Genomic DNA, 25,615 nt, shown 5'->3' with positions numbered 1-25,615 from the left:
TAGCTGCCATGGCAAAAAGACGACCGACCATAAAACGACCGACGAGAAGAACCCGGCGTCCAGCCCCTGCGATCAAGACGTCTAAGCATCCCAGACCCCTCTTCAGTGAATTGGCCATCGAACCGGCAGCCGGCAAACCTATCCGCATTACCGACGTCGCGCTGCGAGACGGTCATCAGTCGCTGTTGGCGACCAGGATGCGGACGGAAGATATGCTGCCCATCGCGAAAAAGCTGGATGCCGTGGGCTATTGGTCACTGGAGGTCTGGGGTGGTGCCACGTTTGATACCTGCCTTCGCTTCCTGAAAGAAGATCCCTGGGAACGGCTTCGCGCGCTGCGCGCAGCCATGCCCAACACCAAGCTTCAGATGCTCCTGCGAGGGCAAAACCTGGTGGGATATCGGCACTACGCCGACGATGTGCTTGAGCGATTCATTGAACGCTCAGCCGCCAACGGTATCGACGTCTTCAGAGTTTTTGACGCGCTTAACGACGTCCGCAATCTCGACCAAGCCATTCGGGAAGTCAAAGCTTGCGGCAAACATGCTGAGGCTGCCATCAGTTACACCGTCAGTCCGGTTCACAATATCGATCGCTACATCGACCTCGCCAGAAAGCTTGAGGATCTCGGCACCGACACCTTGTGTATCAAGGATATGGCCGGCCTCCTGGCTCCGCTCGATGCATACAAGCTCGTCAGGCGTTTGAAAGCCGCAGTGGACGTGCCGATCCATCTGCATTCCCACTACACCTCCGGCATGGCCTCCATGTCGTCGCTGATGGCCATCCTTGGAGGGCTCGACATGCTCGATACCTCCATCTCTCCCCTCGCCGGAGGAACCTCCCACCCGGCGACGGAAACGCTGGTGGCGTCACTGCAGAACACGCCCTACGACACGGGGCTGGATCTCGCCTCGTTCCTTCCGATCACGGAACATTTCCGGGAGGTTCGCCGAAAGTATCGTCAATTTGAGAGCGACTTCACCGGTGTCGATGCGGAAATCCTGACCTCGCAGATTCCCGGTGGGATGCTCTCCAACTTGGCCGCCCAGTTGACCGAACAAAACGCGCTGGATCGGATGAGAGAAGTCCTCGAAGAAGTCCCCCGCGTCAGAGAGGACATGGGATACCCGCCTCTGGTTACCCCGACCAGCCAGATCGTCGGCACCCAAGCGACGCTCAATGTACTGACGGGAGAGCGCTACAAGGTCATCACCAGCGAAACAAAGAATTACTTCCTTGGGCTCTACGGCAGGGCGCCCGGCCCGGTCGCCCGTGACATCATGGCACGCGCCATTGGCGATGAAGACCCGATCAAAACTCGACCGGCGGACCAATTGGATTCGGAACTGGATACGGTCGCAAAAGATTTGCCCTCCTCGGCATCCAGTATCGAAGATCGACTATCATTCATCCTGTTCCCGGCGATTGCCCGAGATTTTTTCGAGGCGCGAGAGAAAGGCGATCTCGTCCCCGAACCACTGGAGGCGACCTTAGCCAAGGGCCCGGCGGTCGCGGGCGAACTTCATCTGGCTCCCGTCGAGTTTAATATCACCGTCCATGGCGAAACCTACCACGTGAAAGTCTCGGGATCAGGTCGCCAAACCGATGGGCGCAAACCCTACTACATCAGGGTCAATGACAGGCTTCAAGAGGTCTCGCTCGAACCCATTCGGGAAATCTTAGCCGGAGTTCCAGAGGCGCACCAAACAGAAACAGGTGCAACGCCCAAACGACCAAGACCTTCAAAACCTGGTGACGTTGCTCCACCCATGCCCGGTCGAGTCGTGAAGATTCTCGCTGCGATTGGTGATCAGGTCAAGACCGGAGATCCGCTGTTGATCATCGAAGCCATGAAGATGGAAAGCCAGGTGCCGGCGCCCATCGATGGGAACGTCGCTGCCATCCTTGCAAGCGAAGGAGACAATGTAAAGACGGATGAAACGGTCATCCAGCTTGAGTAATTCTAACGGCGCCTCTGCCGCCTCTCGCTCCCAACGCGGGCATCTTGTGCTGTTCATCTTGTGGCTCTTGTCATCACTCATGACCGCCTGCGCTTCATCTCCACCAATTCCTCCATATTTTGAACCGTTGGCACCTTCCCCGACGGAACGGATCCCGATAAAGACAGTGCTCGTCCACGATCAGCAGATTGCCTATCTTGATGTCGGCACCGGCCCACCGGTGATCTTAATCCATGGCTTTGGTGGGTCCATGTGGCAGTGGGAACATCAGCAACAGGCACTATCCCAACACTTCCGAACCCTAACGCTGGACCTACCCGGTTCCGGATTGTCCGACAAGCCTGATATTGACTACCTGCCGAATCAGATGTTGGATTTCTGCCTTGGATTTATGGATGCGCTACAGATTCCTCACGCCACACTGGTGGGCAATTCAATGGGAGCTGGATTAGCCATTGGAATGGCATTAGCCCATCCAACTCGTGTCGACAGACTCGTGCTCATCGGCGGACTGCCGTCTCAGGTCATGGCCAAGCTCACCAGCCGTTCATTCCGGCAAGCGTTGGAAACGCGCGCCCCCTGGTGGTTAGTCTCGTTCGGTAATTGGCTGTTCGGCGGAATGGTCACCGATTCGGTCCTGAAAGAAATCGTCCACGATCACACGCTGCTCACGCCGGCCGTGATAGATCGGTCGAATCTGAACCGCCGGCGTCCAGGTGTGATCAAACCCATCATGGCGATTCGAAACGCGCTGCCCTCCTGGGAGACGGATTTCGCTCCACACCTTGCAAGCATCACACACCCGACCATGATCATCTGGGGTGAATCCGACCGGGTGTTTCCTATCGCAGTGGGTGAAGAACTACACCACCGCATCCACGGATCCGCATTCGTCAGAATTCCCAATGCCGGCCATATGCCACAATGGGAACGGCCGGCGCTGGTCAACCGGTCCTTGATCACGTATATTCACACATCACCTTGATACGGATCTTTCGAGCGGGCTCGCCGCTCATCATCTTCAGAAAGGAGCAGACGATGCAGACGAGATATTGGGTTTTAGGTACGGCACTGTGCCTGTCGCTAGGCCTCGAGGGATGCCAGACAATGGCAGGATCATCCGGACAGGCGTTCTCGTACAAGAACATGCCGGTGGCCGACGGAACCGTCACTGCCGGAGAGGGAAACAACGTCCTGTTCAAGGGCGATCCGCTGCCGCTGAGCGGAAATGGGGTCAAGATCGGAGAGAGGCTACGGGACGTCAACGTGGTGCAGAACGATTTGACACTCGTCAATATCGCGGAGACGAAAGGGGCGGGAAAGGTCCGCATCATCAACATCGTCCCTTCCCTAGACACGCCGGTCTGTGAACAGCAGACCCATCTTCTCAGTGAGAAGAACAAGGGCCTCGATAAAATGGTGGAACTCATCACGGTCAGTGTCGATACACCTTTTGCACAGAAGCGTTTCGCACAGGAAGCCAACATCGGCAACGTGACGTTCCTGTCGGATTATCGGAGCGGCGACTTCGGGAAGACGCACGGCCTCTTCTTGGAAGGTCCACACATTTTGACGAGAGCCGTGATGGTCATCGATAAGATGAACACCATCCGCCATCTTCAAATCACACCTGAGCTGAGTCAATTGCCGGATATGGAAGAGGCCTTTCAGATCGCCCGACGTTTGGTGACGGAGAGCTGAGATGAAGACAGGTTGAGGTTGAGCCGAGGGCGACGGAGGTTGGAGGGTTGAGGCGTGAAGCAGCGACCTCTAGCCTCCCACCTCAAACAACGTACCTTTGACCTCACTCTCAACCTCAACCGTTGCTGAAATCCATGGCTCGTTACGATCTACTCGTCATAGGAACAGGACCGGCCGGTCAGAAGGCGGCCGTACAGGCGGCCAAGCTCGGCAAGAAGGTCGGAATCATTGAACGCAAGATGGTCCTTGGTGGTGTCTGCATCAATACCGGCACCATTCCCAGCAAATCCCTCCGTGAAGCCGTGCTCTACCTCTCAGGATTTCGCCAGCGCAGCATCTATGGCGGCACCTACCGACTGAAAAAGACCATTACCATCGAAGACCTCGCGTTTCGAGCCAACCACGTCATCAAAAATGAAATCCAGATCGTCCAGGATCAAATGGCCCGTAACCGGATCGACATGTTTTTTGGAACAGCCAGTTTTCTCGATCCCCATCGACTCCACATTCAGACGGTCCGTGGTGCCCTCGAACTGACGGCTGACTTCATCGTGATCGCTGTCGGGACAGAACCCGCTCGGCCATCCGACGTTCCCTTCGACGATCAAGCCATCATCGATACCGATGGACTGCTGACCTTGAAACGAATTCCCAAATCAATCGTCATCGTCGGAGGTGGGGTCATCGGAACCGAGTATGCGTCCATGCTCGCCGCATTGGGAATTCCCGTCACCCTCATCGACAAGCGCCCACGGCTACTGGAGTTTGTCGATGCTGAGATCATTGATGCACTCCAACAACAAATGAAGGAGCTCGGCGTCACGCTGTATCACGATGAAGAAGTTCTTGCGATCAAACGCAACTGGGACAAATCCATCCAGGTTTCATTGCGGAACAACCGGCCGCTTCGAGCATCCACCCTTATGTACGCGGTCGGTCGGGTCGGAGCCAGTCGCTCACTCAATCTGGAAGGCATTGGGCTGCAACCCGATACCCGTGGACGCTTGGCCGTCAACGAACATCTCCAAACCGCGATTCCGCATATCTATGCGGCCGGTGACATCATCGGATTTCCGGCGTTGGCCTCAACTTCGATGCAGCAAGGACGTCATGCAGCCAGCCATGCATTCGGCCACTCGGATCGTATCGATACCTTCCTGCTCCCGTACGGCATCTATGCGATTCCAGAAATCTCCATGGTGGGACGGAACGAAGAGGAGCTGAAGCACACCCAAACTCCCTATGCCGTCGGAATCGCGCGCTATAAGGAGATCGCCAGAGGACAACTGATTGGCGACGAAACCGGCATGCTCAAGATCCTGTTTCATCGACATACCAGACATCTTCTGGGTGTTCATGTGATTGGGGAGGGCGCGACAGAATTGATCCACATCGGCCAAGCGGTCATGGCGTTTCGGGGCAAGATCGATTATTTCATCGACACCGTCTTCAACTATCCGACTCTGGCCGAGTGTTATAAGGTGGCGGCGTTGGACGGCATGAACCGACTGCCAAGACCCTGGATCCCGTACCTCTAAGGTTCATGGTGCGTCGTTCGTGAGGCGTAGCTCATCATCTGGCACAACGGTTTCAGGTTGCTGGTTTCAAGTTTCACGTCACATGGGACGATTCTCTCCAAACTTGAAACAAGAAACTCGAAACTGAGTGGCGAAATACGCTTTACGTTTCACGAGATCCGTTTTCCGTTTAGGAGGAACCCCATGTCGTTTTCAAACCATCTGAGAAAGCTGACGGTTTCAATTTGGGAGGCCCAGCTCAGCCATCCCTTCGTCGTTGCACTGGGCGACGGCACGTTGCCCGCCCAGAAGTTCAAGTACTATATTCTGCAAGATGCCAGGTTTCTGGGCGATCTCTCTCGTGTCTTCGCCGCTGGGATTCTCAGAGCTCCGGACTCAGACAGCGCGCTGCGCTTCGCCAAGCTCGCGGAAGAAACCATCACAGTCGAGCGCAGTCTGCACGAGAACTACGGCCAACGATGGAACCTGACGCCGAAACAGATGACGTCGGTCCCCATGGCTCCGACGAATTACGCCTATACACGCCACATGCTGACCGTCGCGGCTTCGGGCACAGCCGTGGAAGTCACAGTGGTGGCTCTCCCCTGCGCCTGGATCTACTGTGTGGTAGGACAACACCTGTTACGGAAAGGGCACCCTGCCAAATCGCATCCGTATCGAGATTGGCTCATGCTCTATGCCTCGCCAGAATTTGCAGAGGTCCAAATTTGGATGCGGAAGAAAATTGATCTGTGGGCCAAGACCGCCGGCAAGGATGAACTTCGTCGGATGGAGGAGTCGTTCATCATCAGCTCACGGTACGAGTGGATGTTCTGGGAAATGGCATGGAACGAAGAGCAGTGGCCGGTGTAGTTCGATGAATCCTGTCATTGAGCAACCTGCTCGTCCTCACTCCACCCATCCCACCAGCGGGGCCCTTCCGTTTCGAGCGAGCAGAGACTTGCTCAATGCCGTCCGTCGAGGGAATGTAAGGAAACGGGAAGAAAACAATTGAATCAATGATCGCCACTTGCCACGATGAACCCGAAGGACTGTAGGGGACAGAGTATCTTTCCTGGTGATATCGTCCGAATTATCGGCCTTCCCAACCTTTCACAAATGCCTGGTAGGACACGAATAGAATCGGAACCGGTGTTCCGCCACCTTAGAGGCAAGTACAAGAAGGTGCGTTCCTTTAACCACATTGGTCTGGCAGAAATAGAGTTTAGAATCAGGGATGGGAAACTTGCAGGCCTTCACACCGTTTGGATAGAACCTTCCCTACTCAGACGAAAATCATAGCACTTACCAATGTACTGAACGGCTTCACCCGTTTACCGTCTCGTCAACGATACCTTCTGCAACACCTTTCAAATATGATCTTAGCTATGATTTCTGTCTCGCCTTGGCCAATGCCAAAGCCATCGCGCCAATCGGCTGAGGCCCTCGCGCTGGCTGGCTAGATGGTGATGGTCCTCTACCACGTTGATCACGAATTGCAGTATGATCTGCTTTCGGGGATGCAGGAGGGCGGCTCGCCGCATCGTCAATCCTCATCGTCAACGCAATCCGCTGGCGCTTCAGATCGACATCGATCACCTTCACCTTCACCACTTGACCAGGCTTGACCACTTCGTGTGGGTCTTTAATATATCGATTGGCCAGCGCCGACACGTGCACAAGGCCATCCTGATGCACTCCGATATCAACGAACGCACCGAATGCCGCCACGTTCGTCACCACTCCTTCCAAGACCATGCCGGGCTGCAGATCACTCAGAGTCTCAACCCCTTCCCTGAACGTCGCGGTCTTGAATTCAGGACGCGGGTCTCGGCCTGGCTTCTCCAGCTCGGCAAAAATATCGCGTACCGTGGGTAATCCAAACTGCTCATCAATAAAATCTTCCGGCGACAGCCCCTTCAGCACGGCCGGTTGGCGCATCACGTCGGTAATCCCTGTTCCTAACCGTGTCAGAATCCGTTCGACGACCGGATAGGCCTCAGGGTGAACGGCGGAACGATCTAAGGGATTATCGCCATCGGGAATTCTCAGAAAACCGGCTGCCTGCTCGAATGTTTTCTCGCCGAGCCGCGGAACCTTCCGGATTGCCCCCCGATCGAGGAACGGGCCGTTGGTATCCCGATAGTCCACGATATTTTTCGCCAGGGCCTTATTCAGACCAGACACTCGCTCCAACAGCGGCGCCGAGGCCGTATTCACATTCACTCCGACGGCATTCACACAATCTTCAAGTGTGGCGTCGAGCGACCGCGCCAACGCCCGCTGATCGACGTCATGTTGATATTGGCCCACTCCGATCGCCTTCGGTTCAATCTTGACCAGCTCAGCCAGTGGATCCTGCAGGCGGCGGGCGATAGACACGGCGCCGCGCACACTGACATCCAACTCTGGAAACTCCTTCGCGGCGAAAGCCGAAGCCGAATACACTGACGCCCCTGCTTCACTGACTATGATTTTCGATACCGGTCGCTCAGGCTTTTGCACCGCGACCAATTTAATGACCTCGCCTGCAAGCTTGTCGGTTTCGCGGCTCGCCGTCCCGTTGCCGATCGACATCAATTGCACGCCATGTTGGATGACAAGTCGCACGAGCGTCTCCAATGAGCCTTGCCAGTCGTTCTGAGGCTGATGCGGATAGATCGTCGCTGTCTCCAGCAACTTGCCGGTCGCATCCACCACCGCGACCTTACAGCCGGTCCGAATACCAGGGTCCAGGCCGAGGATGGCCTTCGGCCCTGCCGGCGCCGCCAACAACAACTCATGCAGATTACGGCAAAGATCCGAATCGCCACGGCTTCCGCTGCTTGACGCAACTGCACCAGCAATTCGGTGCTGAGCTGGAGATGCATTTTCACGCGCCACGCCCAGTCGCAGACACCGATCAGCCATCTGTCTGCGGGTCGTCCACGATCCTCAATTCCCGCATAAGCCGCAACCATGGACACGCATGGATGGGGAACGACCGCATCGAGTACCTCCCCCAAACCTAACTCCAGCTTCAACACCCCCAGGGCACGACCACGAAACAGCGCGAGCGCTCGATGCGATGGGACGGTCTTAATCGGTTCCGCATACGCATAGTAGTCACGAAACTTCTCGGCCTCTGCCGTTTCCTTGTCCTTGATCACCGTTGAGGTTAACACCCCTTGATCCCAGAGTCGTGTCCTCAACGCGGCCAACAACTCAGCGGTTTCTGAAAAGCGCTCGGTGAGTATATCCCGTGCCCCTTCGAGAGCAGTTTTAGCATCGGGGACATTGATCGCCTCCACCCCCTCCGAAGCCGGCACCACCCGAATATACTTGAACGCTTCTTGCTCGGGATGCAGCAGTGGATCCGCCGAAAGACTATCCGCTAACGGTTCCAACCCTGCTTCGCGCGCGATGGTCGCACGGGTACGGCGTTTGGGCTTAAACGGCAAATAAAGATCTTCCACGGCTTGCTTTGTTGTCGCCGTTTCGATACTCGTCCGCAAGGCATCCGTGAGCTTCCCCTGTTCTTCGATTGAAGCCAGAACAGCGGCACGCCGTTCTTCCAGCTCACGCAGATAGGAGAGACGCTCTTCCAATGAACGCAGTTGTGTATCGTCCAGATTTCCGGTCGCTTCCTTCCGATAGCGTGCGATAAATGGAACCGTTGCCCCTTCATCGAGGAGCGCAACCGCGGCTGATACCTGGTGAACACCGACACCCAGCTCCTTGGCGATAGTGCGTGGAATCTTGGGGTCTGCTACCTGTGATGAGGCCTGAGTCGTTACCGTCGTCATGGATTACAAAACCCGGATCTTTCCGAACGCGTCAGTCGTCCGCGTTCTCTGAGCACGTCGTGAAGGATTATCGTTGCTGATAGATGGGCTTGACTCTATTCAGGAAGTCATAGCACAAACGCAGCGAAACGCTAACGAGTCAGCGTGCCGAATGCTGCAAACAATTGCCCCGCCAGATAGCGGGTTCCTGGAACATCACCCGACTGTTTACGTCGTAAGAAGTTATTCAGAACTCGCCCATCGGGAGCCTTATACCTTTCAGGATGTTGGAGATTCATTCGATAGCGTTTAATTCCGTTTGAAAGCGAACTGACAAACAGCACGGTTCCATCAGGCTCTACCTTCTCCACGACACCGACGTGTGTCAGCGGATCATTCGGTAGACCGTCTCGGTTAAAATCCCAGGTATTGTGAAAAAACACCAAATCCCCAGGATGGACGGTCGGACCATAATGAATCCTCCCATGTTCGACAACATGGGTATAGATACGCCCGACGCCATTACCCTCATTCAATTCCCCAAGTCCACCAAAGAGATCCACACGCTGTGAGGCATAGACTCCACGAACAAAACCGGAACAGTCGGGATTATAGTATCGACCATCAATGACCACTCTGGACTTGCCGACAAATCTCACGGCGGTCTTGGCCAAAGCCCTTTGCCTCGGAACCGCCTTGGCCATCGCGCAACACAGTGCGCCACGTGTGCCCATGGTAGGAACCACGTTCGGCCCGTCATGGGCCGACTGGCGGCCGGTCGTGGCACACCCATAGAGCACACCAAATACCAGGAAGGCCACAAGACCAACTGCGTGGGAGTGCTTACGATCTTCCTGGCTCATCATCCACCAGTATACAATTCAACGGTGCTGATGCAACAGAGAATCGCCAAACGACTACCCGCCTGCACTCCCCACCGGTCCGCCTGGCTCAGTCATGCGCCATGGATCGAGCAGCGTAGCAAGTCGTTTTTCCGGTAAGACCTTCTGATCTTTAGCAATCTGACGGACCGTTTTACCGGACTTGTAGGCCTCCTTGGCCAGCTTCGCCGCTGCCTCGTACCCGATCTCAGGCGCCAAGGCCGTACACATGGCCAAACTTTCTTCGATGAGGCTCTTGCAGCGTTCCTCGTTTGCCTTGATGCCTTCAATACACTTCGCGGCGAAGTTATTCGAGGCCGTCGCCAGCAGCTCGATAGACTGGAGCAGGTTATAGGCCATCACCGGCATCATCACAATCAGTTCGAAATTCGCTGCCTGGCCACCGACGGTGATGGTCACATCGTTCCCGATCACTTGGGCACAGACCATGGTCACTGACTCCGCAATCACGGGGTTGACCTTCCCCGGCATGATCGAGGACCCTGGTTGCGTCTCGGGCAAATTGATTTCCCCGAGCCCGCACCGTGGCCCTGACCCGAGCCAACGAATGTCGTTGGCGATCTTCAACAGACTCACGGCCAGAGTCCGTAAATGGCCACTCGTTTCGACGAGTGAATCCTGCGCCGACTGGGCTTCGAAGTGATTCTTCGCCTCCTTGAACGAACAACCGGTCTCCTTGGAGATAATAGCCATCACCTTCGCCGAAAACTTTGGATGACAGTTGAGGCCAGTCCCGACAGCAGTTCCTCCCAACGCAACTTCGCTCAAAGCCTCCTGCGCTTGTTTCACCCGTTGAATTCCCAGTTCAATCTGCCTGGCATACCCACCGAATTCCTGCCCGAGCCTCACCGGCGTGGCGTCCTGCAAATGGGTCCGACCGATTTTCACGATCCGGTCAAATTCTTTTGCTTTCCCCTTTAGGGCCTTCTGCAAGCGCGTCAGCGCCGGCAAGAGCTGCTGCTCCATCAATTCCGATGCAGCAATATGGATAGCGGTTGGAATGACATCGTTGCTCGATTGGCCAAGGTTCACATGGTCGTTGGGATGCACCAGCTTGCTGCCGCGCGTGCCGCCGAGTAGCTCGGTTGCACGATTGGAGATGACCTCGTTCGTGTTCATATTGGTAGACGTGCCGGAACCGGTCTGAAAAATATCAACCGGAAACTCGGCATCCAGCTTTCCTTCGACCACTTCGGTCGCCGCTTGTTTGATGGCCTCTGCTGATTTCTTGTCCAACAAACCCAGGGAGTGATTCACAGCCGCCGCCGCCCGCTTAATCAAGCCCATGGCTCGTATGACTGATCTCGGCATGCGCAACGGACTGATCGGAAAGTTCTCAATAGCACGGGCCGTTTGCACGCCATAGTAGGCCTCGACTGGAACAGCGAGTTCCCCCATGGTGTCTCGTTCGATTCGGGTCGGCACGGATGTCTTGCTTTGATTCACTTTCATGCCTGGTGCTCCATGTATGAGAGGATCTAATCACTTGCGCGCGCCATGATAAACGCAGCCAACTCCTTTTCACAAGGGTTCTCCGAAGGCCCGCTCTCAGAGGGGGCTCCGGAAATTCGGACAGTGTGCTAAGTGGTAGCCTGGCTTCACCGATGCCACCGGGTGGTGGCGAGCCAAAGGAGCGAGGCAATGAAGAGAACACGACGGAATCACGGAGCGACCTTCAAGGCGCAGGTCGCCTTGGCGGCGGTCAAAGGTGACAAGACGCTGGCCGAATTGGCGGAGCAATTCAGTGTCCACCCCACGCAGATCACCGAATGGAAGCAGCAGTTGCTGGCGCGAGCCGCGGATGTGTTTGGTGGGGCGAAGGCTCCATCAGAGACGCCGGATCTTAAGCCCCTTCATGCGAAGATCGGGCAACTGGCGCTGGAGAATGATTTTTTAGAAGGGGCGCTCATCAAGGCCGGCTTGCTGAGCGCAAAGCGATGATCGATCGCACGCACCCCTTGCCAGTCGTGCGGCAATGCCAACTCCTGAAGCTGGCCCGCTCGACCGCCTATTACCAGCCGACGCCGGTCTCCGAGACGACGCTGGCGTTGATGCGGCGGATCGACGAGCTGCATTTGCACTATCCGTTTGCCGGGGCGCGGATGTTGCGCGATCTCTTGCGGCAGGAGGGCCATGCCATTGGACGGCGCCAGGTGGCCCGCTCATGCGCCGGATGGGGATTGAGGCGCTGTATCGGAAACCGCATCTGAGTCGGCGGCATCCGGCCCACACCATCTATCCGTATCTCCTCCGCGATCTCACGATCAGTCGTCCCAATCACGTCTGGGCGGCCGATATCACCTACAGTACGCCCAGCCAACGAAGCCCGCCTGTCTGGGACTGAGTTGCTTGAGCATGTCTGGAATGCATGGCTCGATGAAGGAGTGTGGCAATGACGAGCATGCCCTCCCTCTGCTACGAGAAGGAGTGAGCCGAAGCGGCGGTGACTTGCCGGACACTGGCAAGGTGACGAAGTCCGCAGGAAACGGGGCGTGCGGCGAAGCGGTTACGCCAAGATGCGCCTCTAGGCTGAACATGGGGACGGTTGAGGAACACACCCTATTGACACGCATCTGAGGGTTGAAATGTCACCCCCTGCCCTACACCGCTTTCCAGGCAGGACGCGGATCCGTGCCCGTCACGTATGGACGGGAACGGCGAATGCAGGCTGGACATGTACGCTGCCCAGCAGGAGTCATGGGGAGCGCGTAGCTAGACCGCTGGCGTCCCGCGGACGACTTGCGGAACGCAAGGAGAAAGACTGCGATAGGCAACCTCGCCCGTGTGTGAAGTCCAGCATGAACTGGGAAGCGTGTACCGATAACCGATGACAAGGGGTGTCCCCCGACGCGGTACACGTTGACGGAGCCCTCGTAGTAGTCCGAGGTCGGGAAAAAGCCGGGCCACATGGCGAAGGGGGCAGTGAGCGGCATGTTGGGCGGATTACCTGACCACAATGAGGTGAAGACCTTTGATAATCAGGGAAATGCAACGCAAGCTGGCAACGTGGTCAACGGAGAACCCCGAACGCAAGTTCGATCGACTCCTGAGACTGATTGCTGATCGAGCATGGCTGGCAGAAGCCGCGCGCATCACGCTCGCATCAGTGGTGCGCGAACGCCGGGCGTCGATGGGGTCGACAAGACCATCGATGACGAAACCCTTCACCAGGAACTGGCGACGATACGTGCCGAATTGTTAGCGGGCTCCTATACGCCGCTCCCTGCACGGCGCGTGTACATACCCAAGGCGAACGGCACGTTGAGGCCCTTAGGGATTCCCAGTCTGCGGGATCGAGTGGTCCAGCGAGCGATGCTGATGGCCATGGAGCCGATATGGGAGAGTGATTTCCATCGGGCATCCTATGGCTTCAGGCCTGCCCGAAGTGTGCACCATGCGATACGAACGGTCAAGTGCAGCTGCAGGAAAGCGACGAGGAACAAAGAGCGGCGGGTCGTTGGGTGATCGAGGGCGACCTCGCCAGCTACTTTGAGACGGTTCATCACCGCCTGCTGCTGAAAGCCGTCCGCAAACGTATTGCGATCAGCGCTTCCTGGCCCTGCTGTGGACGTGCATCAAAGCGGGGTGTGTTGATCGCAAGTCTCTTTGCGCCGCGAGCGAAGGTGTTCCACAAGGGGTTTATCTCTCCGCTGCTATCCAACATCATGTTGCATGAATTCGATGGCTGGATGGAGGCGAAATACCTGAGCAAGAAGGTGCGCAAGGACCGATGGGCGTGGAACTTCGGCATTCTCAAACAGCGACCGATTGCTGTACGAGAGAACCGGCAGTGGAAACCGGGCGTCTCCTACTGTCGCTATGCGGATGATTTCGTCGTGGTCGTAAAAGAACCAAAACGCACGCAGAGGCACTACGCGAAGCGTGCCGGACGTTTCTGGAAGGGACGCTCAAGCTCACGTTGAATATGGAGAAGACCCATATCACCCACGTGAACGACGGCGTGGTCTTCCTCGGCCACCGCATCATCCGCAAGCGGGGCCCACGAGGTCAGCTGCGACCGGTCACGACGATCCCATGGGAGAAGTACCGAGGCTTCACGGCCAAAGCTGGTCAAGGAACTGTCTGGCAATTACAGCGGGAACGGCATGGACCTGATGGAACGCCTGAACCGGACACTCTCGGGATGGGCGAACTTCTATCGATACACTGACTATACGGCGACCATCTTTAACCGAGTGGACCGAACCGTCTTCCTGAAGCTCGGACATTGGCTCGCGCGCAAGTATCGGCGAGGATTCCCGGGCCTGATGCGTGAACACGTCCGGGCACCAGAACCGGGGCGCGCCACCACATGGGTACGAAGGGGACAGAATAGTCGTGGGTGGTATGGCGAACAGGCGCTTCGACGCCTGGTCACCAGCCGCAAGGGTCAGTTCAGGTGGCGGACCCCAGAAGGAACCCGTACCTGATTCGCGACGAGCATCGCACGTTCCTCGAATCGCGCTACGCTGACGTGGCTGTTTTGCGTTACGCAACGCTTGAATGGAGAGCCGGATGCGCTGAGAGGTGCAAGTCCGGTTCGGGGAGGAGAGACTGGGAGATAGTGCGACTACGCCCGGTCTCTCACTCCACTTCCAATGCGACGCGGCTTCGTGTATCTCTTCGCCGTCTTGGACTGGGTCAGTCGCCGGGTGCTGGCCTGGCGGCTCTCCAATACGTTGACCACGGACTTCTGTCTCGAGGCCGTGCGAGAGGCGATCACGCAGTATGGCTGTCCCGAGATCTTCAACACCGACCAAGGGTGTCAGTTCACCAGCCAGGAGTTCACGGGGCTCTTGAAAGACCAGGGGATTCAGATCAGCATGGACGGCAAAGGCTGCTGGCGGGATAATGTATTCGTGGAACGACTCTGGAAAAGTATCAAATACGAGGAGGTGTATTTGCACGCCTACGAGACGGTTGGGGCTGCGCAGCAGGGCTTGGCGCACTATCTGATGTTCTACAACCAGACCCGACCGCATCAGGCGCTTGACGGCCAGACGCCTGATCAAGTCTATTACGACAATCTGACGACACGGCAGACCGCTGCGTAGTCAGCAACCCGCCAGGCGCCACTTATGAACTGGCAGAAACTGTCCAAACAAGCGGAGCCACCTCTCTCTCACCTAACCCGCCGATCTCACTCCTTGATAGAAAAGCAATGATATGCCAATCGCGTTCACGTTTAATAATATCTGACTCATTTAGGGTTCAGATCCTCGATCACAGATGTACCAGGGCACACAGCTATTTTCGCCTTCGCGCTATCACAATCAGTAATGTATGCTGCAATATGTCCTGAACGAAAGAGACTGGGACTTGAGAGTTCAGAGTTTAACGAAGGGAAAGCCAAAAGGTCTGTGACACTATGAACCAGGTAAACAGTCACCAGGTGTTATTCCTGATTCTGTATAAGACGGATTTTGGTTGAGCAGTGACGCGCTCAGCCATATCCTCCACACCTATGTAACTACACTTTACATGTAAGATATTTTTACACGTGCAAAATATTGAATAAGTCAATGAATGTCAGCAAGTTATCTCTGTAAGATATGAGAGCATTCCCCATCTATTGTAAATACTTTTTACAATTAAATTTCATGACACAGCTTCCATATTCCCAGGATTCATGGCATTCGCTAACGAAATCCAAATGTTTCTACCACTAGATAAGGTACGCACAAATGAAGGCATTTATATTGCTCTTAATCTTCGCATTTAAGGAACTGTCCAACATAACAACGAGGAGGGAGCATGAGGCGGTATCTGCTTGCAGTGACTTTGGGATGTATGATTGGGTTGCTTTCACCTTTCAGTCAGCAAGCTGAGGCAATTTCTGTTCTTGACTTCGAGGGGCTCCAAAGCCTTGAGGAGGTTGGGAATTTCTACAACGGGGGGCTTGGGGGAAGCGGAAGTGGCCCTGGCCCAAACTTTGGCGTCATATTCTCAGATAATTCCATTACCCTACAGGAATCCCACCCGTTGGCCAATTTCACCAATCCTCCAAGCGCTGAGACCACCGTTTTCTTCCTCACCGGAACAGCTGATACCATGAATGTCCCCGCAGGTTTTGATACCGGATTTTCTTTTTTCTACTCGAGTACAACTTTTAATGGAAGTGTGACGGTATGGGATGGTTTGAATGGAACAGGGAACATCCTGGCCACCTTGAACTTGGCCGCTCTTGGCTCGTGCGGCCCTCCTGATCCATTTTGCAATTGGGAGCCGGTTGGAGTGAATTTTTCCGGTGTCGCCAGATCAGTTGATTTCTCTGGTGTAGCGAATCAGATTGGTTTTGACAACATCACCTTAGAATCAGCGACCCCCGGTGGAGCAGCTATTCCTGAACCGGCGACGATTGCCTTACTCGGGCTTGCACTCCTAAGCCTTGCAGTTGGCGCTCATATAACTAGAGGCTCACATCGCATTTTCTAGCCACACCCTCTGGCAGTCCCACTTCCCTGGAAACAAAAGGCCCGCCTTCTCAGGCGGGCCTTTTGTTCGAGAGAAACTCTCGTGTTGGCATCCCCGACCTTCGCGTCGGCAAGTTGAAGTGCCGTACGTTATTTTGAACTCACCCTTCACCTTTGCCCTTGAGGCCAAAGACAAATAGCTGAACCTCCCGAACAACCGTGCGATGTGGCGTTTTGCAAGAGCTAAGATCCAGCCGCACAGTCTGAGTGCCGAATCCAACTTTGATCCTACAGTTTCTGACAATGAGGGCTATTTCACAACAGTAGGAATGTCGTTCCCCTCCCAGGCCAGTGAAGCGGCCTTCCGACTTCCTTTCTAGAGAAGCATACGTTTTAGACAGATAAAAAGCCACATCACTCACCCACGATTCTCCCTTTCAACAATAACACCCTAGCAAATATTGCCAACACTCATATTCTCACCCCCTCGACCCGACAAAAGATTGACGCGCTGCACGCCCCGACACCGTCACTTTGCTAACATGTTTATATAATTTTTTAATACGTAACTGTTAATTGTTGGCATATTGAAGGGTGCTTATCTGGTGTAGGTCTTGCTTCTGTTCATCATCAGCTGTGTACGTACTCACCCTGGGAGGACTCAATGGAATGTCCGAAGTGTAACGGGATGATGCTGTTGGAGCGGTTCTCAGATTTCTTTCTCGTCTTCTATGCCTGGAAATGCCTCAACTGTGGCGCCATGATCGACCGCACGATTTCGAATAATCGCAGAAAAAGCCTGGCAGCTCGAGAATCCCAGACCGTTGCCGCACGTTAACAAGGTCCTCCATCATGGGATGGGAATGTAATCCTAAGATGGAATAGTGGTTTGGTCTGCTGCCTCACAAAACACAAAGGCCCGCCTAGAAGGCGGGCCTTTGTTCGGCTCACACGACCTTCGGACTGACTTACGCCACCTTCACGTCGATGGCTTTCGGTTTCGCCTTCTCCGACTTCGGGAGAGAGAGGTTCAGGACCCCCTCCTTGAACTCAGCCTTCACCTTCTCCTCATCGATCACATCAGGCAGCGAGAAGGTCCGGACAAAACTGCCGTACGACCGCTCGATCCGATGATACTTCTTTCCCTTCTCTTCCTTCTCATGCCTCCGCTCCCCCTGAATCGTGAGGACCCCATCTTCGAGGGTGACTTTCACGTCCTCCTTCTTCACATCGGGAATCTCAGCTTTAATCTGATACTCTCCTTCGGTTTCACTAATATCGACCGACGGTGTCCAGTCCGCCACAATCATCGTCTCCTTGCCGTTAGACGATCGCGTCGCCGGGCGCGCAAACATGCGATTCAACCGATCTGAGACTTCCTCCAACTCTCGAAACGGATCCCATCGTACGAGTGCCATAGTAACCTCCTTTAGGATGTGCCTGTTGAACTGTCAGGTTATCGCTACTGGCGCTGCGTCGACTCAACTGCCTGATTGGTAGATAAATCGGCCCTATGAGAAGTCAAGGGCCCGGGAAGGTCATGATAAATACAGGTGTTAACGCTGGTCGATGGGCACGTACGGGCGATTGTGCTCGCCGGAGTAGATTTGATCGGGGCGAAATAGCTTATTTTCTCGTAACTGCTCCAGCCAATGGGCCAGCCAGCCCGAAACTCTGGACATCGCAAAGAGCGGTGTGAAGAGATCGATATCAATACCCATCTTGTCGTAGATGATGCCCGAGTAGAAATCCACGTTGGGATAAATCCCTTGCTGTTCAGGGACTCTCCCGCTGCGGCTTCCACTTCCAGCGCGACTTCGTACAACGGAGAACTCCCGAATTCGCGAAACAATCGTCGGCATAGTTCCTGAAGAACTGTTGCCCGAGGGTCCTTCACTTTATAGACACGATGACCGAATCCCATTAACTTCTGCTTATTCTCCATCGCGCGCGCGACATACGCCCTTGCCTTCTCCGCCGTGCCGATCTCTCTCAGCATCACCACGACTTCCTCATTCGCCCCTCCGTGCAGCGGCCCTTTCAATGCCCCAATCGAGGACGCAACAACAGTGTAGGGATCCGCCAACGTCGAGGCCGTCACCAATCCCGTGAACGTCGAGGCATTCATCGTATGTTCGGCATGAAGGATCAGGCAGTCGTCAAAAATATCCGCCCACAATGACGGAGCCACGGACTCCGTCAGCATATACAAAAAGTTCTCGCTGAAGCCGAGGTCATCGCGCGGAGGGAGCGGGTCATCACCGTGCCGCAGCCTCGCCCAGGCTGCCACGATTGTCGGCACCTTGGCGACAAGCCGCACCGCGCTCCAATAGTTATTCTCGACGTCTTTTACATTGCGGCCCGGATAAAACATCCCGAGCGCCGCCACCGCCGCCTGGAGGGCGTCCATCGGGTGCCCCTGCTCGGGCAGGCATTTCAGCAAGTCAACGATGCTGAACTTGATGCGCCGGTGGTGGGTAACATCCCTGCTCCATTCTTGAAACTCCGCCGCCGAAGGAAGGTGCCCGAAGAGAAGCAAATAGGCAGTTTCCAGATAAGTGGAGTCTGCGCACAGGGTCTCGACCCGAATCCCACGATACTCAAGAATCCCACGTTGGCCATCGACATCGCTGATCGAGGATGTGGCAGCTGGAACACCGGCTAATCCCGGCATGAAATCATGCGGCATGATGCACCCTCACACAGGAAAGTAAGAGCTACAGGTACCCTATCATAGCTCCGTGCCATTCTTGCAATGGAAAATGGGGCTTGGCATACTGAACACGACCATGGTGCGAAGTATGTGCTCGGTGAATGGGATAAGGAACGAGAGACGTGGATGCTACGCATAGTTGCCATCGCTATTGGCTGCTTGTTCGTTCTGGAGCTGGTCATCAGCGGACATCCATGCGTCTGGGCAGACGATGTGACGGCATTCGCGGTCGTCAGTGAAACTCCACAAGATAGCGCACGAGTTTCCGCCAAGGTTGCCATTGGCGATTCCGTCGCAGACCTGAGGCTGCTGGCATCTGAACCGATACTCTCCAACCTGATTTGGAAGAAATTGGAAATCTGTCACGCGCTTAAGCTGGAAGGGAACAAGTCCTCGGAAGGTTTCCATGTGCTATCGGTTCGAGCTATCGATGCCGCCATGCTCCCGATGGTGTTGCAGGGATTTGCGGGCGATTGCCTCTTACGGAAGGCCTTAGAGATGGCTCCGTTTGTCGATTGAGTTCAGCGACTCCCTCGATCAGGCCATACAGTCCGAGCATTGATCGGGTTCCTGATCGGAATCGCTTTCCTCCATCGTCAATGGAAACAGCACTGCAGGATCGGCACGGTCGAATTTCGAAGTAGGGAACACCGTGCTCATCGATTTCGGTCGGCAGCAGAAGCTCACGAGGATCGTACCCCACCAATGCGCCGTCTCCAAACTTCACGACGGCGAGGCGATCATTAAACGCTTCGAAGGAGGCTTCCTGTCCTTTGCGAGTCAGAACATGACCGAGCACGAAGACCGGCTGCCCCTTGCGCTTAATACGAAGATCCTTCAATGTTCGCTGCACGGTCGTCGTGCAGGCAAACTGACCAGCTGAGCTTGTTCCGACCCAAGGCATGGACAATCCCATACTGTAACGGTTACTGTTTGTGATCTAACCATAGACTGAAAAAAATCGTCAAGACACGTTCTTTCACACAAGGAGTCATCATGGCCGACATTACCATTTATCAGAAGCCGACCTGTACCACGTGCCGACAGGCTGTGCAGGTCCTTAAAGACAGTGGGAAACCTTATACCACAATCAACTACTACGAACGTCCCTTTACCACATCTCAGCTAAAAACCCTCCTCAGGAAGGCCGGTCTGGCTCCAAGAGACGTGCTCCGAACCAAGGAGGAGATTTACCAGGAACTTGGCCTGGGGAAGAAACAGCTCTCTGACGATGAACTCCTCGACCTGATGGTGAAACATCCGGACCTTATTCAACGGCCGATCGTTGAGAAGGGGGATCAGGCGATCCTGGCGAGACCAGCGGATTCAATCAAGACACTCCTCTAGCAGGATGCTGAAAAAGTCCGCCAGCGGCGTTCTCGCATCGCTCAGAGGCTCAACGTACCGAGGCATACGCCTCGCCTCTTCGCTCGCTGCGGCCTTGCTGGACGCGCCTTTTTGAGCATCCTGCGTGACGTAAATGATTCAGGAGATGGGCGTATGTTTGGGAGACGACCACCTGATCGCCCGCTTGTCCGGGTCGATAGTGACGGTGAGTCTTCCTTCTAATGCGTCGAGGAGGACCTCTCCAACCAGTACCCGGCGCCAACCCTTGAGGAGCGGGAGGTCTAGAGCTGAACGGTCGGTCTTGGCCTCCACGAATGCCTGCAGGTCTGCGGTGGTTGCCAGAAGCGTGGGTGCGATCTCCGCTTGGTTTGCGCAGGCCTTGACGATTGCCTGCAACAGTTCAACCATCCCGGTCGACTCCGGTTCCGGTTTACGCGCTTTCGAGCACGGGCCAGGATGAAGAAGGAAGCGCAAGCGCCGCGTGAATGGTCGCTAACAGCACGTCTCCGTTGCGATCCGCTTCCGAGCTATGGAGCCCTCGCACGTTGCGTAACTCATCCACCTGTCGTGGCGGATGTCGCGCCAGCTGCAGCAGAACTTCATCCCGGACGACACGATTGCGAGGCACGTTTCGCCGTTTTGCCTCCCCTTCCCGCCACACTGCAAGTTCACGAAGGACCGCAGCTGATTTTGGCTTGAGTTGATCCCATCCACGTATGCGCTGATAACGCTCTTGCGGCTCACGCCGAGTCTCGCCGACCACACTTTCCAGCCGCGAGAACTCTTCGTGTGCCCATTGCAACCTCCCGAGCTTCGACAACCGGCTGTGTAAGTGATCGTGAATCGCCAACAGAAACGTCACATCCTCCAGCGCATAGGCCAGTTGTTCATGAGACAGCGGACGTGCGCTCCAATTGGTAAAGGTATGCGCCTTGTCCAACCGTTTCCCATGGACCCTCTGGACGAGATTCGCGTAGGCGACTTGATGGCCGAATCCGACCATCGCCGCGGCAATCTGGGTATCAAAGAAGGGCTTGGGGATTTGCCCGGCATGGACCGCAAAGAGATCGAGATCTTGCCGGCCCGCGTGAACCACCTTTTCAACAGCCGGATCACACACGATCTCCCAGAATGTCTCAGTACGCCGTTCGACTGGACCGCAGGAAAATCGATGACCGCTGCCGTCTGTTCTGTCGCGACTTGAATGAGCTCCAATCGCGGCACAAAACTGTCTTCTCCCACGAATTCCGTATCCAAGGCCATACGCGAGCAATCTCGAAGTTGCTCGCACAACTCACCGAGTTCGGTGGTACTAGTGATGTAGCGAGGCGCGGTGGAATGTTTCACAGGGTTGTCACTCTGAAGGGGTGTAGGGCCGATCCGGAGGCCGCATCGGCTCGATGTTACTCAGACTCAGATATTCCTTGAGAAATTGGTAGGCCTCCAACATGCGGCGGAGTTCTGGTTCTGAACTCCGATCACCATTGTTCGCATCGGGATGGAGCTGCTTGGCCTTGATTCGGAAAGCCGCCGTGACATCCGCGAGGGAACTTCCGAACTCCACCCCCATGATGGCATAGGCATCCACCGCATTATTCACCGAGCTCGGATTGTCTGAAAGGGGCCCCGCTTCCGCCGGCGGCTTTGAGCATATCGGCGAGGCTGACCCGTTTGCGACGGCGGCGGGGACGTTCGCGTATTTCGCTGTCGAACTCGTCCCAACGGTCTTCCACGAACTCCAGCCGTGATTCGAGCCGCATCGCGCCGCTCAAGTCGCGCACGACCTCCAATTCTTCCTCAATTTCGATCAGCGATTTGATGATTTCCTCCAGCCCATGTTCAACCTGGAAAAATCCATCCACCCGTTCTTCCATCATGGTTTCCACGGCGCAGTCCAGACTGTCTTCGGTTTTGGTGCGGAGGGAGCCGATGCGCTTTTGCATCCCGCTCCGAAATTTCAAAAATTTTGCAGTCGAAAACGGCATCGGTACGCTCTGGCTCCTGAACGCGCGTATTCTACCACAGCCACCTTGCCGGTCTGAAGGCTACAAAAGAGCAATGGTAGGTCGACACGTTCTCGAAGGAAGCGTCACACAAATTCGGCAGGATCGTCCGGTTTAGCTCGTCTTCTGGCGACTCCGGCCGCACGCGCTGCAGTCGCAACAGCCCGCGCCACACGAGGGACAACCTCTTTGTCGAAGATACTGGGAATGATGTAGTCTTCGCTCAATGTCCCCTCCGGAATCACATGGGCGATGGCCTGAGCTGCGGCCAACTTCATGGCCTCGTTGATCTCGCTGGCTTGGACATCAAGCGCGCCGCGAAATATGCCGGGAAATGCCAGGGCATTGTTGATCTGGTTGGGATAATCCGATCGTCCGGTCGCAAAGATTGCGGCGTGGGAGAGCCCGAGCTCCGGTGGAACTTCCGGATCTGGGTTGGCCAAGGCAAACACGATTCGATCGGGCACCATCAAGTCAAGATCATCGGCCGTGAGCATATTGCCGACTGAAAGCCCGATAAACACATCGGCCCCTTTTAACGCATCACGGAGTGTGCCCCGCGGCCGGTCACGAGTCAAACAGGCGCGCAGATCAGTCCGGCAGGCCCGGAGTTCTTCAGCCTCTCCATAAAGGATGATCCCTTCCTTGTCGCATCCCAGGACGTGGGAGGCCCCAGCCGCCAGCAAGATACGACAACAGGCCGTCCCTGCGGCGCCCAGACCGTTGACGACGATCCGAACGTGCTCCAGCTGTTTCCCCGTCACCCTGAGCGCATTGGTCAACGCGGCGAGCAGGACCACGGCCGTGCCGTGCTGATCGTCATGCATCACTGGAATATCGAGCGTTTGTTTCAATTTCTGTTCCACCTCGAAACAGCGTGGCGCGCTGATGTCCTCCAGGTTGATCCCGCCGAACCCTGGCGCAATCCCTTGAACGATCCGCACGATCTCATCCGGGTCCTGGCTGTTCACGCAGATGGGCCACGCATCGATTCCGGCCAATTCCTTGAAGAGCATCACCTTGCCCTCCAAGACGGGAAGTGCCGCCTCAGGGCCAAGATTTCCCAATCCCAACACTGCGGACCCGTCGGACACAACCGCGACACTGTTGCTCTTACTTGTAAAGGAATACACTTTAGATTTGTCTTTGGCGATCGCTTGCGAGACACGACCGACGCCCGGGGTATACACCATCGACAGGACATTTCGGGTGCTGATCGGGAACTTGCTGCCGACCCGTATCTTTCCCCCAAGGTGAAGCAGAAAAATGCGATCAGAAGCGGACACCACCGTGACATCGGGTAATTCACCGAGACGAGCGACGACCTTTTCTCCATGCTCCTCACTCTGCGCATCAAACGTGATGTCTCGAACCATGCGGGTTTTCGTGGCGGAAACAAGATCGACGGCTCCAAGGTTGGCTTGTTCCTCCGCGAGTAGCGCCGCCACCTTGGCAAAGATGCCAGGCGCGTTGGCCAACTCTAAGCGGACCGTCAGTCGGTAATTGGAATAGGGGCCGATCTCTGTCATAGGACCCTCACGTTGGCTCCAGCGTATCACAACCCATAATCACGGCAAGGAGCGATTGCGGTTGCGCATAATGCGCAGTGAGGATTGCGGAGGAGGTCAGCACATCAAAACTGTGCCTCAGTCAAATAGGGGTGTGGTGTGACTGCAGACCAGATGCCGCTCACTTTCAACACTACATCATGAGACCCAGAGCCGCGGCAAAATTCATCGTTGGCGAAGGTATTGATCGACTGAAAAGCCCGCATCTTTGAGAATTCTCACAGCTAACCCCCTCCCAATATCGCAGCCTGTATGCACGGGAATCGTGACAGATACAGAGCGACCGGTATGCCGGAGGGTCAAGTGGCTTCCCGCTTGCCGCTCTTCGACGAACCCTTGCGACTTGAGGAATCGAATCAGGTCCTGAGCCGTGACTTGCGGCATCCGGGACATCAAGGCACCGCGACGGTCAGCTCTTCCACGTGCACCAGTTTCTCATTTTGAGGGATTGGCTGCTGATGAGCCAGGAGGGATTGAAGATGTTGCTGAATCGCTTCCCGGATATTACGCTTGGCTTCCTCTATGGTTTTTCCGTTGCTGAAACACCCCGGCAATGTCGGACTGTAGGCCAGATACCCAACATCGTCAGCTTCTTTTTCGACAACAATCTCGAAGGTGTAGTAGGTCATTGGTTGCCCTTTCGAGTCAGAAGTATAGCACACGCATGCCCTAGCTCCACTCGTTTGCGACTCATTCATGCCTTTCGCCAGGAAACTGACCTCCAGTTCAGCACCCGTGATATTGGAAATGCCGATATCTCCGACCGGATGAGAGAGGAAACGTTCAAGGATGGCGGGAGGTTGTTGCTCGATGAGGTAGATGCAGATGTTGGTATCCAGCATCACCTCCATGTGAAGGAAGACTTTCGCTTCCGGACCAGAGGTTGTTGCCTACCCCCTTCCATGAAGTCGTCGGTAAACAGGGTGAGGCTATCCAGAAGCGACTGCCACGTCTGTTTCTTTGGACGAATGACGAACGCGTTGCCGCAAGGTTGAATTTCGACTTCGTCGCCCTCCAGCTGAAATTCGCGGGGATATCTGACAGCCTGGCTGTTACCGCTCATAAAGAGTTTCGTTTTCTTTCGGGTGGCCATCGCAAGCCTCTTTCGATATGGCACTGTACAAACGTCATAATAGACGTTGGCGTCATCTGGCAACGGAGAGGTCACGCGGAAGTGACTTGCGCAAACTGCCCGGGAAGGCTGTGTTCGGTGGAGTAGTTATCGCCAGGGACTGGCCCCGGTCGATCACCAGTTCCGTTGAAAGGATCCGGTCCAGCTCCTTACGGCAAGCTGTCTGTTGATGAAGACGTCCGTTTCGTTGAATTGACAGAAGATCCTGCCTATACTGCCGGTATGAATCCTGATGCCGAACGATGGCGGGAGCTCGCGACATATGATCTCGGGACAGCCGAGGTTATGCTAGCCACCGGTCGGTACCTGTACGTGCTGTCTTGCTGCCAATAGGCGGTAGAGAATCACCTAAAAGGGCTCATCGCTGAGTGCTGCGGGACGTTCCCACCCCGTACGTATGATCTGGCCAAGTTGGCTCATGTTGCAATCGTTACGCCGGACAATGGTCAGGACCTCCTTCTGATGACCATTACCAAATTACTACGTATATATGCTGCGCCAGGAATAAGTACGCGCATTGGCCGATGAATGGACAAGGGATTTGCCAACGCGTTTACTGACAAAGGACCTTCTCCGATGGCTCGAAACCTT

At 55.4% G+C, this 25,615-nt stretch carries 22 protein-coding genes and 5 pseudogenes; 13 read left to right on the top strand and 14 right to left on the bottom strand.

All coding sequences use genetic code 11. The features are described 5' to 3' along the window. Positions 1 to 8 precede the first annotated feature (8 nt). From oadA to tenA, 5 genes are all read left to right on the top strand, one after another. Positions 9 to 1,964 carry a sodium-extruding oxaloacetate decarboxylase subunit alpha gene (oadA, locus tag IPM58_02305; protein MBK9305929.1) on the top strand — a complete coding sequence of 652 codons (1,956 nt, stop codon included), beginning with the start codon at positions 9 to 11 and terminating at the stop codon, positions 1,962 to 1,964. Next, the gene (locus IPM58_02300) at positions 1,939 to 2,949 is read left to right on the top strand and encodes an alpha/beta fold hydrolase (protein ID MBK9305928.1); all 1,011 of its coding nucleotides are present in this window, start codon (positions 1,939 to 1,941) and stop codon (positions 2,947 to 2,949) included. Before oadA ends, IPM58_02300 begins: the two co-directional genes overlap by 26 nt. Positions 2,950 to 3,002: 53 nt before the next feature. After that, positions 3,003 to 3,665: a thiol peroxidase gene (tpx, locus tag IPM58_02295; GenBank protein ID MBK9305927.1), complete on the top strand. Its 663-nt coding sequence runs from the start codon at positions 3,003 to 3,005 to the stop codon at positions 3,663 to 3,665. A 134-nt stretch (positions 3,666 to 3,799) separates the two neighbouring features. After that, positions 3,800 to 5,203 carry a Si-specific NAD(P)(+) transhydrogenase gene (sthA, locus tag IPM58_02290; protein MBK9305926.1) on the top strand — a complete coding sequence of 468 codons (1,404 nt, stop codon included), beginning with the start codon at positions 3,800 to 3,802 and terminating at the stop codon, positions 5,201 to 5,203. Between the two features lie 183 nt (positions 5,204 to 5,386). Beyond that, positions 5,387 to 6,055, top strand: a complete 669-nt coding sequence (tenA, locus tag IPM58_02285) for a thiaminase II (protein ID MBK9305925.1) — start codon at positions 5,387 to 5,389, stop codon at positions 6,053 to 6,055. Between the two features lie 513 nt (positions 6,056 to 6,568). Here the strand turns inward: tenA and IPM58_02280 are convergent. From IPM58_02280 to IPM58_02270, 3 genes and pseudogenes are all read right to left on the bottom strand, one after another. Next, positions 6,569 to 8,967 (bottom strand): annotated as a pseudogene (locus IPM58_02280) (RNA-binding transcriptional accessory protein). Positions 8,968 to 9,098: 131 nt separating this feature from the next. Further along, entirely contained in the window at positions 9,099 to 9,812 is a 714-nt protein-coding gene (locus tag IPM58_02275) for a hypothetical protein (protein ID MBK9305924.1), read from the bottom strand. A gap of 51 nt (positions 9,813 to 9,863) precedes the next feature. Then, complete coding sequence (locus IPM58_02270; protein MBK9305923.1) at positions 9,864 to 11,300, bottom strand: class II fumarate hydratase; 1,437 nt, start codon at positions 11,298 to 11,300, stop codon at positions 9,864 to 9,866. 189 nt (positions 11,301 to 11,489) lie between these two features. Here IPM58_02270 and IPM58_02265 point away from each other — a divergent pair. From IPM58_02265 to IPM58_02245, 5 genes and pseudogenes are all read left to right on the top strand, one after another. Next, positions 11,490 to 12,153 (top strand): annotated as a pseudogene (locus IPM58_02265) (IS3 family transposase). Positions 12,154 to 12,834: 681 nt separating this feature from the next. Then, a pseudogene (ltrA, locus tag IPM58_02260) lies at positions 12,835 to 14,331 on the top strand (group II intron reverse transcriptase/maturase). Between the two features lie 100 nt (positions 14,332 to 14,431). Then, positions 14,432 to 14,902, top strand: a pseudogene (locus IPM58_02255) (DDE-type integrase/transposase/recombinase). Positions 14,903 to 15,602: 700 nt separating this feature from the next. Continuing rightward, positions 15,603 to 16,283 (top strand): PEP-CTERM sorting domain-containing protein, encoded by a 681-nt coding sequence (locus tag IPM58_02250; GenBank protein MBK9305922.1) that lies wholly within the window; start codon positions 15,603 to 15,605, stop codon positions 16,281 to 16,283. Between the two features lie 642 nt (positions 16,284 to 16,925). Further along, complete coding sequence (locus IPM58_02245) at positions 16,926 to 17,099, top strand: hypothetical protein (GenBank protein ID MBK9305921.1); 174 nt, start codon at positions 16,926 to 16,928, stop codon at positions 17,097 to 17,099. A gap of 130 nt (positions 17,100 to 17,229) precedes the next feature. On the opposite strand, the gene IPM58_02240 is transcribed toward IPM58_02245, so the two are convergent. Further along, positions 17,230 to 17,679 carry an Hsp20/alpha crystallin family protein gene (locus IPM58_02240; GenBank protein MBK9305920.1) on the bottom strand — a complete coding sequence of 150 codons (450 nt, stop codon included), beginning with the start codon at positions 17,677 to 17,679 and terminating at the stop codon, positions 17,230 to 17,232. Positions 17,680 to 17,817: 138 nt separating this feature from the next. Next, positions 17,818 to 18,953: pseudogene (locus IPM58_02235) on the bottom strand (citrate synthase). A 147-nt stretch (positions 18,954 to 19,100) separates the two neighbouring features. Here IPM58_02235 and IPM58_02230 point away from each other — a divergent pair. From IPM58_02230 to arsC, 3 genes are all read left to right on the top strand, one after another. After that, a complete protein-coding gene (locus IPM58_02230) occupies positions 19,101 to 19,493 on the top strand; it encodes a hypothetical protein (protein MBK9305919.1) in 393 nt (130 codons plus the stop codon). 133 nt (positions 19,494 to 19,626) lie between these two features. Beyond that, positions 19,627 to 19,857 carry a hypothetical protein gene (locus IPM58_02225; GenBank protein MBK9305918.1) on the top strand — a complete coding sequence of 77 codons (231 nt, stop codon included), beginning with the start codon at positions 19,627 to 19,629 and terminating at the stop codon, positions 19,855 to 19,857. Between the two features lie 113 nt (positions 19,858 to 19,970). Beyond that, on the top strand, positions 19,971 to 20,321 hold the full coding sequence (gene arsC / locus IPM58_02220) for an arsenate reductase (glutaredoxin) (GenBank protein ID MBK9305917.1): 351 nt from the start codon (positions 19,971 to 19,973) through the stop codon (positions 20,319 to 20,321). 138 nt (positions 20,322 to 20,459) lie between these two features. On the opposite strand, the gene IPM58_02215 is transcribed toward arsC, so the two are convergent. The 9 genes from IPM58_02215 to IPM58_02175 all read right to left on the bottom strand — a co-directional run bounded on the left by IPM58_02215 (position 20,460) and on the right by IPM58_02175 (position 24,985). Then, entirely contained in the window at positions 20,460 to 20,729 is a 270-nt protein-coding gene (locus IPM58_02215) for a hypothetical protein (protein MBK9305916.1), read from the bottom strand. Positions 20,730 to 20,751: 22 nt separating this feature from the next. Beyond that, positions 20,752 to 21,261, bottom strand: a complete 510-nt coding sequence (locus tag IPM58_02210; protein MBK9305915.1) for an HRDC domain-containing protein — start codon at positions 21,259 to 21,261, stop codon at positions 20,752 to 20,754. Further along, entirely contained in the window at positions 21,180 to 21,668 is a 489-nt protein-coding gene (locus tag IPM58_02205; protein MBK9305914.1) for a hypothetical protein, read from the bottom strand. Before IPM58_02205 ends, IPM58_02210 begins: the two co-directional genes overlap by 82 nt. Positions 21,669 to 21,675: 7 nt before the next feature. Further along, a complete protein-coding gene (locus IPM58_02200) occupies positions 21,676 to 21,921 on the bottom strand; it encodes a DnaJ domain-containing protein (GenBank protein ID MBK9305913.1) in 246 nt (81 codons plus the stop codon). Then, a complete protein-coding gene (locus IPM58_02195) occupies positions 21,914 to 22,306 on the bottom strand; it encodes a hypothetical protein (protein ID MBK9305912.1) in 393 nt (130 codons plus the stop codon). The genes IPM58_02200 and IPM58_02195 overlap by 8 nt, the downstream gene beginning before the upstream one ends. Positions 22,307 to 22,410: 104 nt before the next feature. Further along, positions 22,411 to 23,853 carry an NAD-dependent malic enzyme gene (locus IPM58_02190; GenBank protein MBK9305911.1) on the bottom strand — a complete coding sequence of 481 codons (1,443 nt, stop codon included), beginning with the start codon at positions 23,851 to 23,853 and terminating at the stop codon, positions 22,411 to 22,413. Positions 23,854 to 24,057: 204 nt separating this feature from the next. Continuing rightward, positions 24,058 to 24,285 (bottom strand): type II toxin-antitoxin system HicA family toxin, encoded by a 228-nt coding sequence (locus IPM58_02185; protein ID MBK9305910.1) that lies wholly within the window; start codon positions 24,283 to 24,285, stop codon positions 24,058 to 24,060. Next, complete coding sequence (locus IPM58_02180) at positions 24,285 to 24,521, bottom strand: type II toxin-antitoxin system HicB family antitoxin (GenBank protein MBK9305909.1); 237 nt, start codon at positions 24,519 to 24,521, stop codon at positions 24,285 to 24,287. Before IPM58_02180 ends, IPM58_02185 begins: the two co-directional genes overlap by 1 nt. A gap of 212 nt (positions 24,522 to 24,733) precedes the next feature. Continuing rightward, positions 24,734 to 24,985 carry an antitoxin gene (locus tag IPM58_02175; protein MBK9305908.1) on the bottom strand — a complete coding sequence of 84 codons (252 nt, stop codon included), beginning with the start codon at positions 24,983 to 24,985 and terminating at the stop codon, positions 24,734 to 24,736. Positions 24,986 to 25,615 lie beyond the last annotated feature (630 nt).

The sequence above is a fragment of the Nitrospira sp. genome (assembly GCA_016715825.1).
Lineage (GTDB): Bacteria > Nitrospirota > Nitrospiria > Nitrospirales > Nitrospiraceae > Nitrospira_D.
The sequence above is the reverse complement of the archived record's forward strand: the minus strand, read 5'-3'. Positions and strand labels throughout refer to the sequence as shown.

Coding starts and splice junctions, on each gene's coding strand:
- sthA (MBK9305926.1), top strand. CDS start 3,800: ATGGCTCGTTACGATCTACTCGTCATAGGAACAGGACCGGCCGGTCAG.
- tpx (MBK9305927.1), top strand. CDS start 3,003: ATGCAGACGAGATATTGGGTTTTAGGTACGGCACTGTGCCTGTCGCTA.
- IPM58_02230 (MBK9305919.1), top strand. CDS start 19,101: ATGCTACGCATAGTTGCCATCGCTATTGGCTGCTTGTTCGTTCTGGAG.
- IPM58_02250 (MBK9305922.1), top strand. CDS start 15,603: ATGAGGCGGTATCTGCTTGCAGTGACTTTGGGATGTATGATTGGGTTG.
- IPM58_02275 (MBK9305924.1), bottom strand. CDS start 9,812: ATGATGAGCCAGGAAGATCGTAAGCACTCCCACGCAGTTGGTCTTGTG.
- IPM58_02240 (MBK9305920.1), bottom strand. CDS start 17,679: ATGGCACTCGTACGATGGGATCCGTTTCGAGAGTTGGAGGAAGTCTCA.
- IPM58_02245 (MBK9305921.1), top strand. CDS start 16,926: ATGGAATGTCCGAAGTGTAACGGGATGATGCTGTTGGAGCGGTTCTCA.
- IPM58_02195 (MBK9305912.1), bottom strand. CDS start 22,306: ATGCCGTTTTCGACTGCAAAATTTTTGAAATTTCGGAGCGGGATGCAA.
- IPM58_02190 (MBK9305911.1), bottom strand. CDS start 23,853: ATGACAGAGATCGGCCCCTATTCCAATTACCGACTGACGGTCCGCTTA.
- tenA (MBK9305925.1), top strand. CDS start 5,387: ATGTCGTTTTCAAACCATCTGAGAAAGCTGACGGTTTCAATTTGGGAG.
- IPM58_02215 (MBK9305916.1), bottom strand. CDS start 20,729: ATGGTTGAACTGTTGCAGGCAATCGTCAAGGCCTGCGCAAACCAAGCG.
- IPM58_02300 (MBK9305928.1), top strand. CDS start 1,939: ATGAAACGGTCATCCAGCTTGAGTAATTCTAACGGCGCCTCTGCCGCC.
- IPM58_02180 (MBK9305909.1), bottom strand. CDS start 24,521: ATGACCTACTACACCTTCGAGATTGTTGTCGAAAAAGAAGCTGACGAT.
- arsC (MBK9305917.1), top strand. CDS start 19,971: ATGGCCGACATTACCATTTATCAGAAGCCGACCTGTACCACGTGCCGA.
- IPM58_02185 (MBK9305910.1), bottom strand. CDS start 24,285: ATGTCCCGGATGCCGCAAGTCACGGCTCAGGACCTGATTCGATTCCTC.
- IPM58_02270 (MBK9305923.1), bottom strand. CDS start 11,300: ATGAAAGTGAATCAAAGCAAGACATCCGTGCCGACCCGAATCGAACGA.
- oadA (MBK9305929.1), top strand. CDS start 9: ATGGCAAAAAGACGACCGACCATAAAACGACCGACGAGAAGAACCCGG.
- IPM58_02175 (MBK9305908.1), bottom strand. CDS start 24,985: ATGGCCACCCGAAAGAAAACGAAACTCTTTATGAGCGGTAACAGCCAG.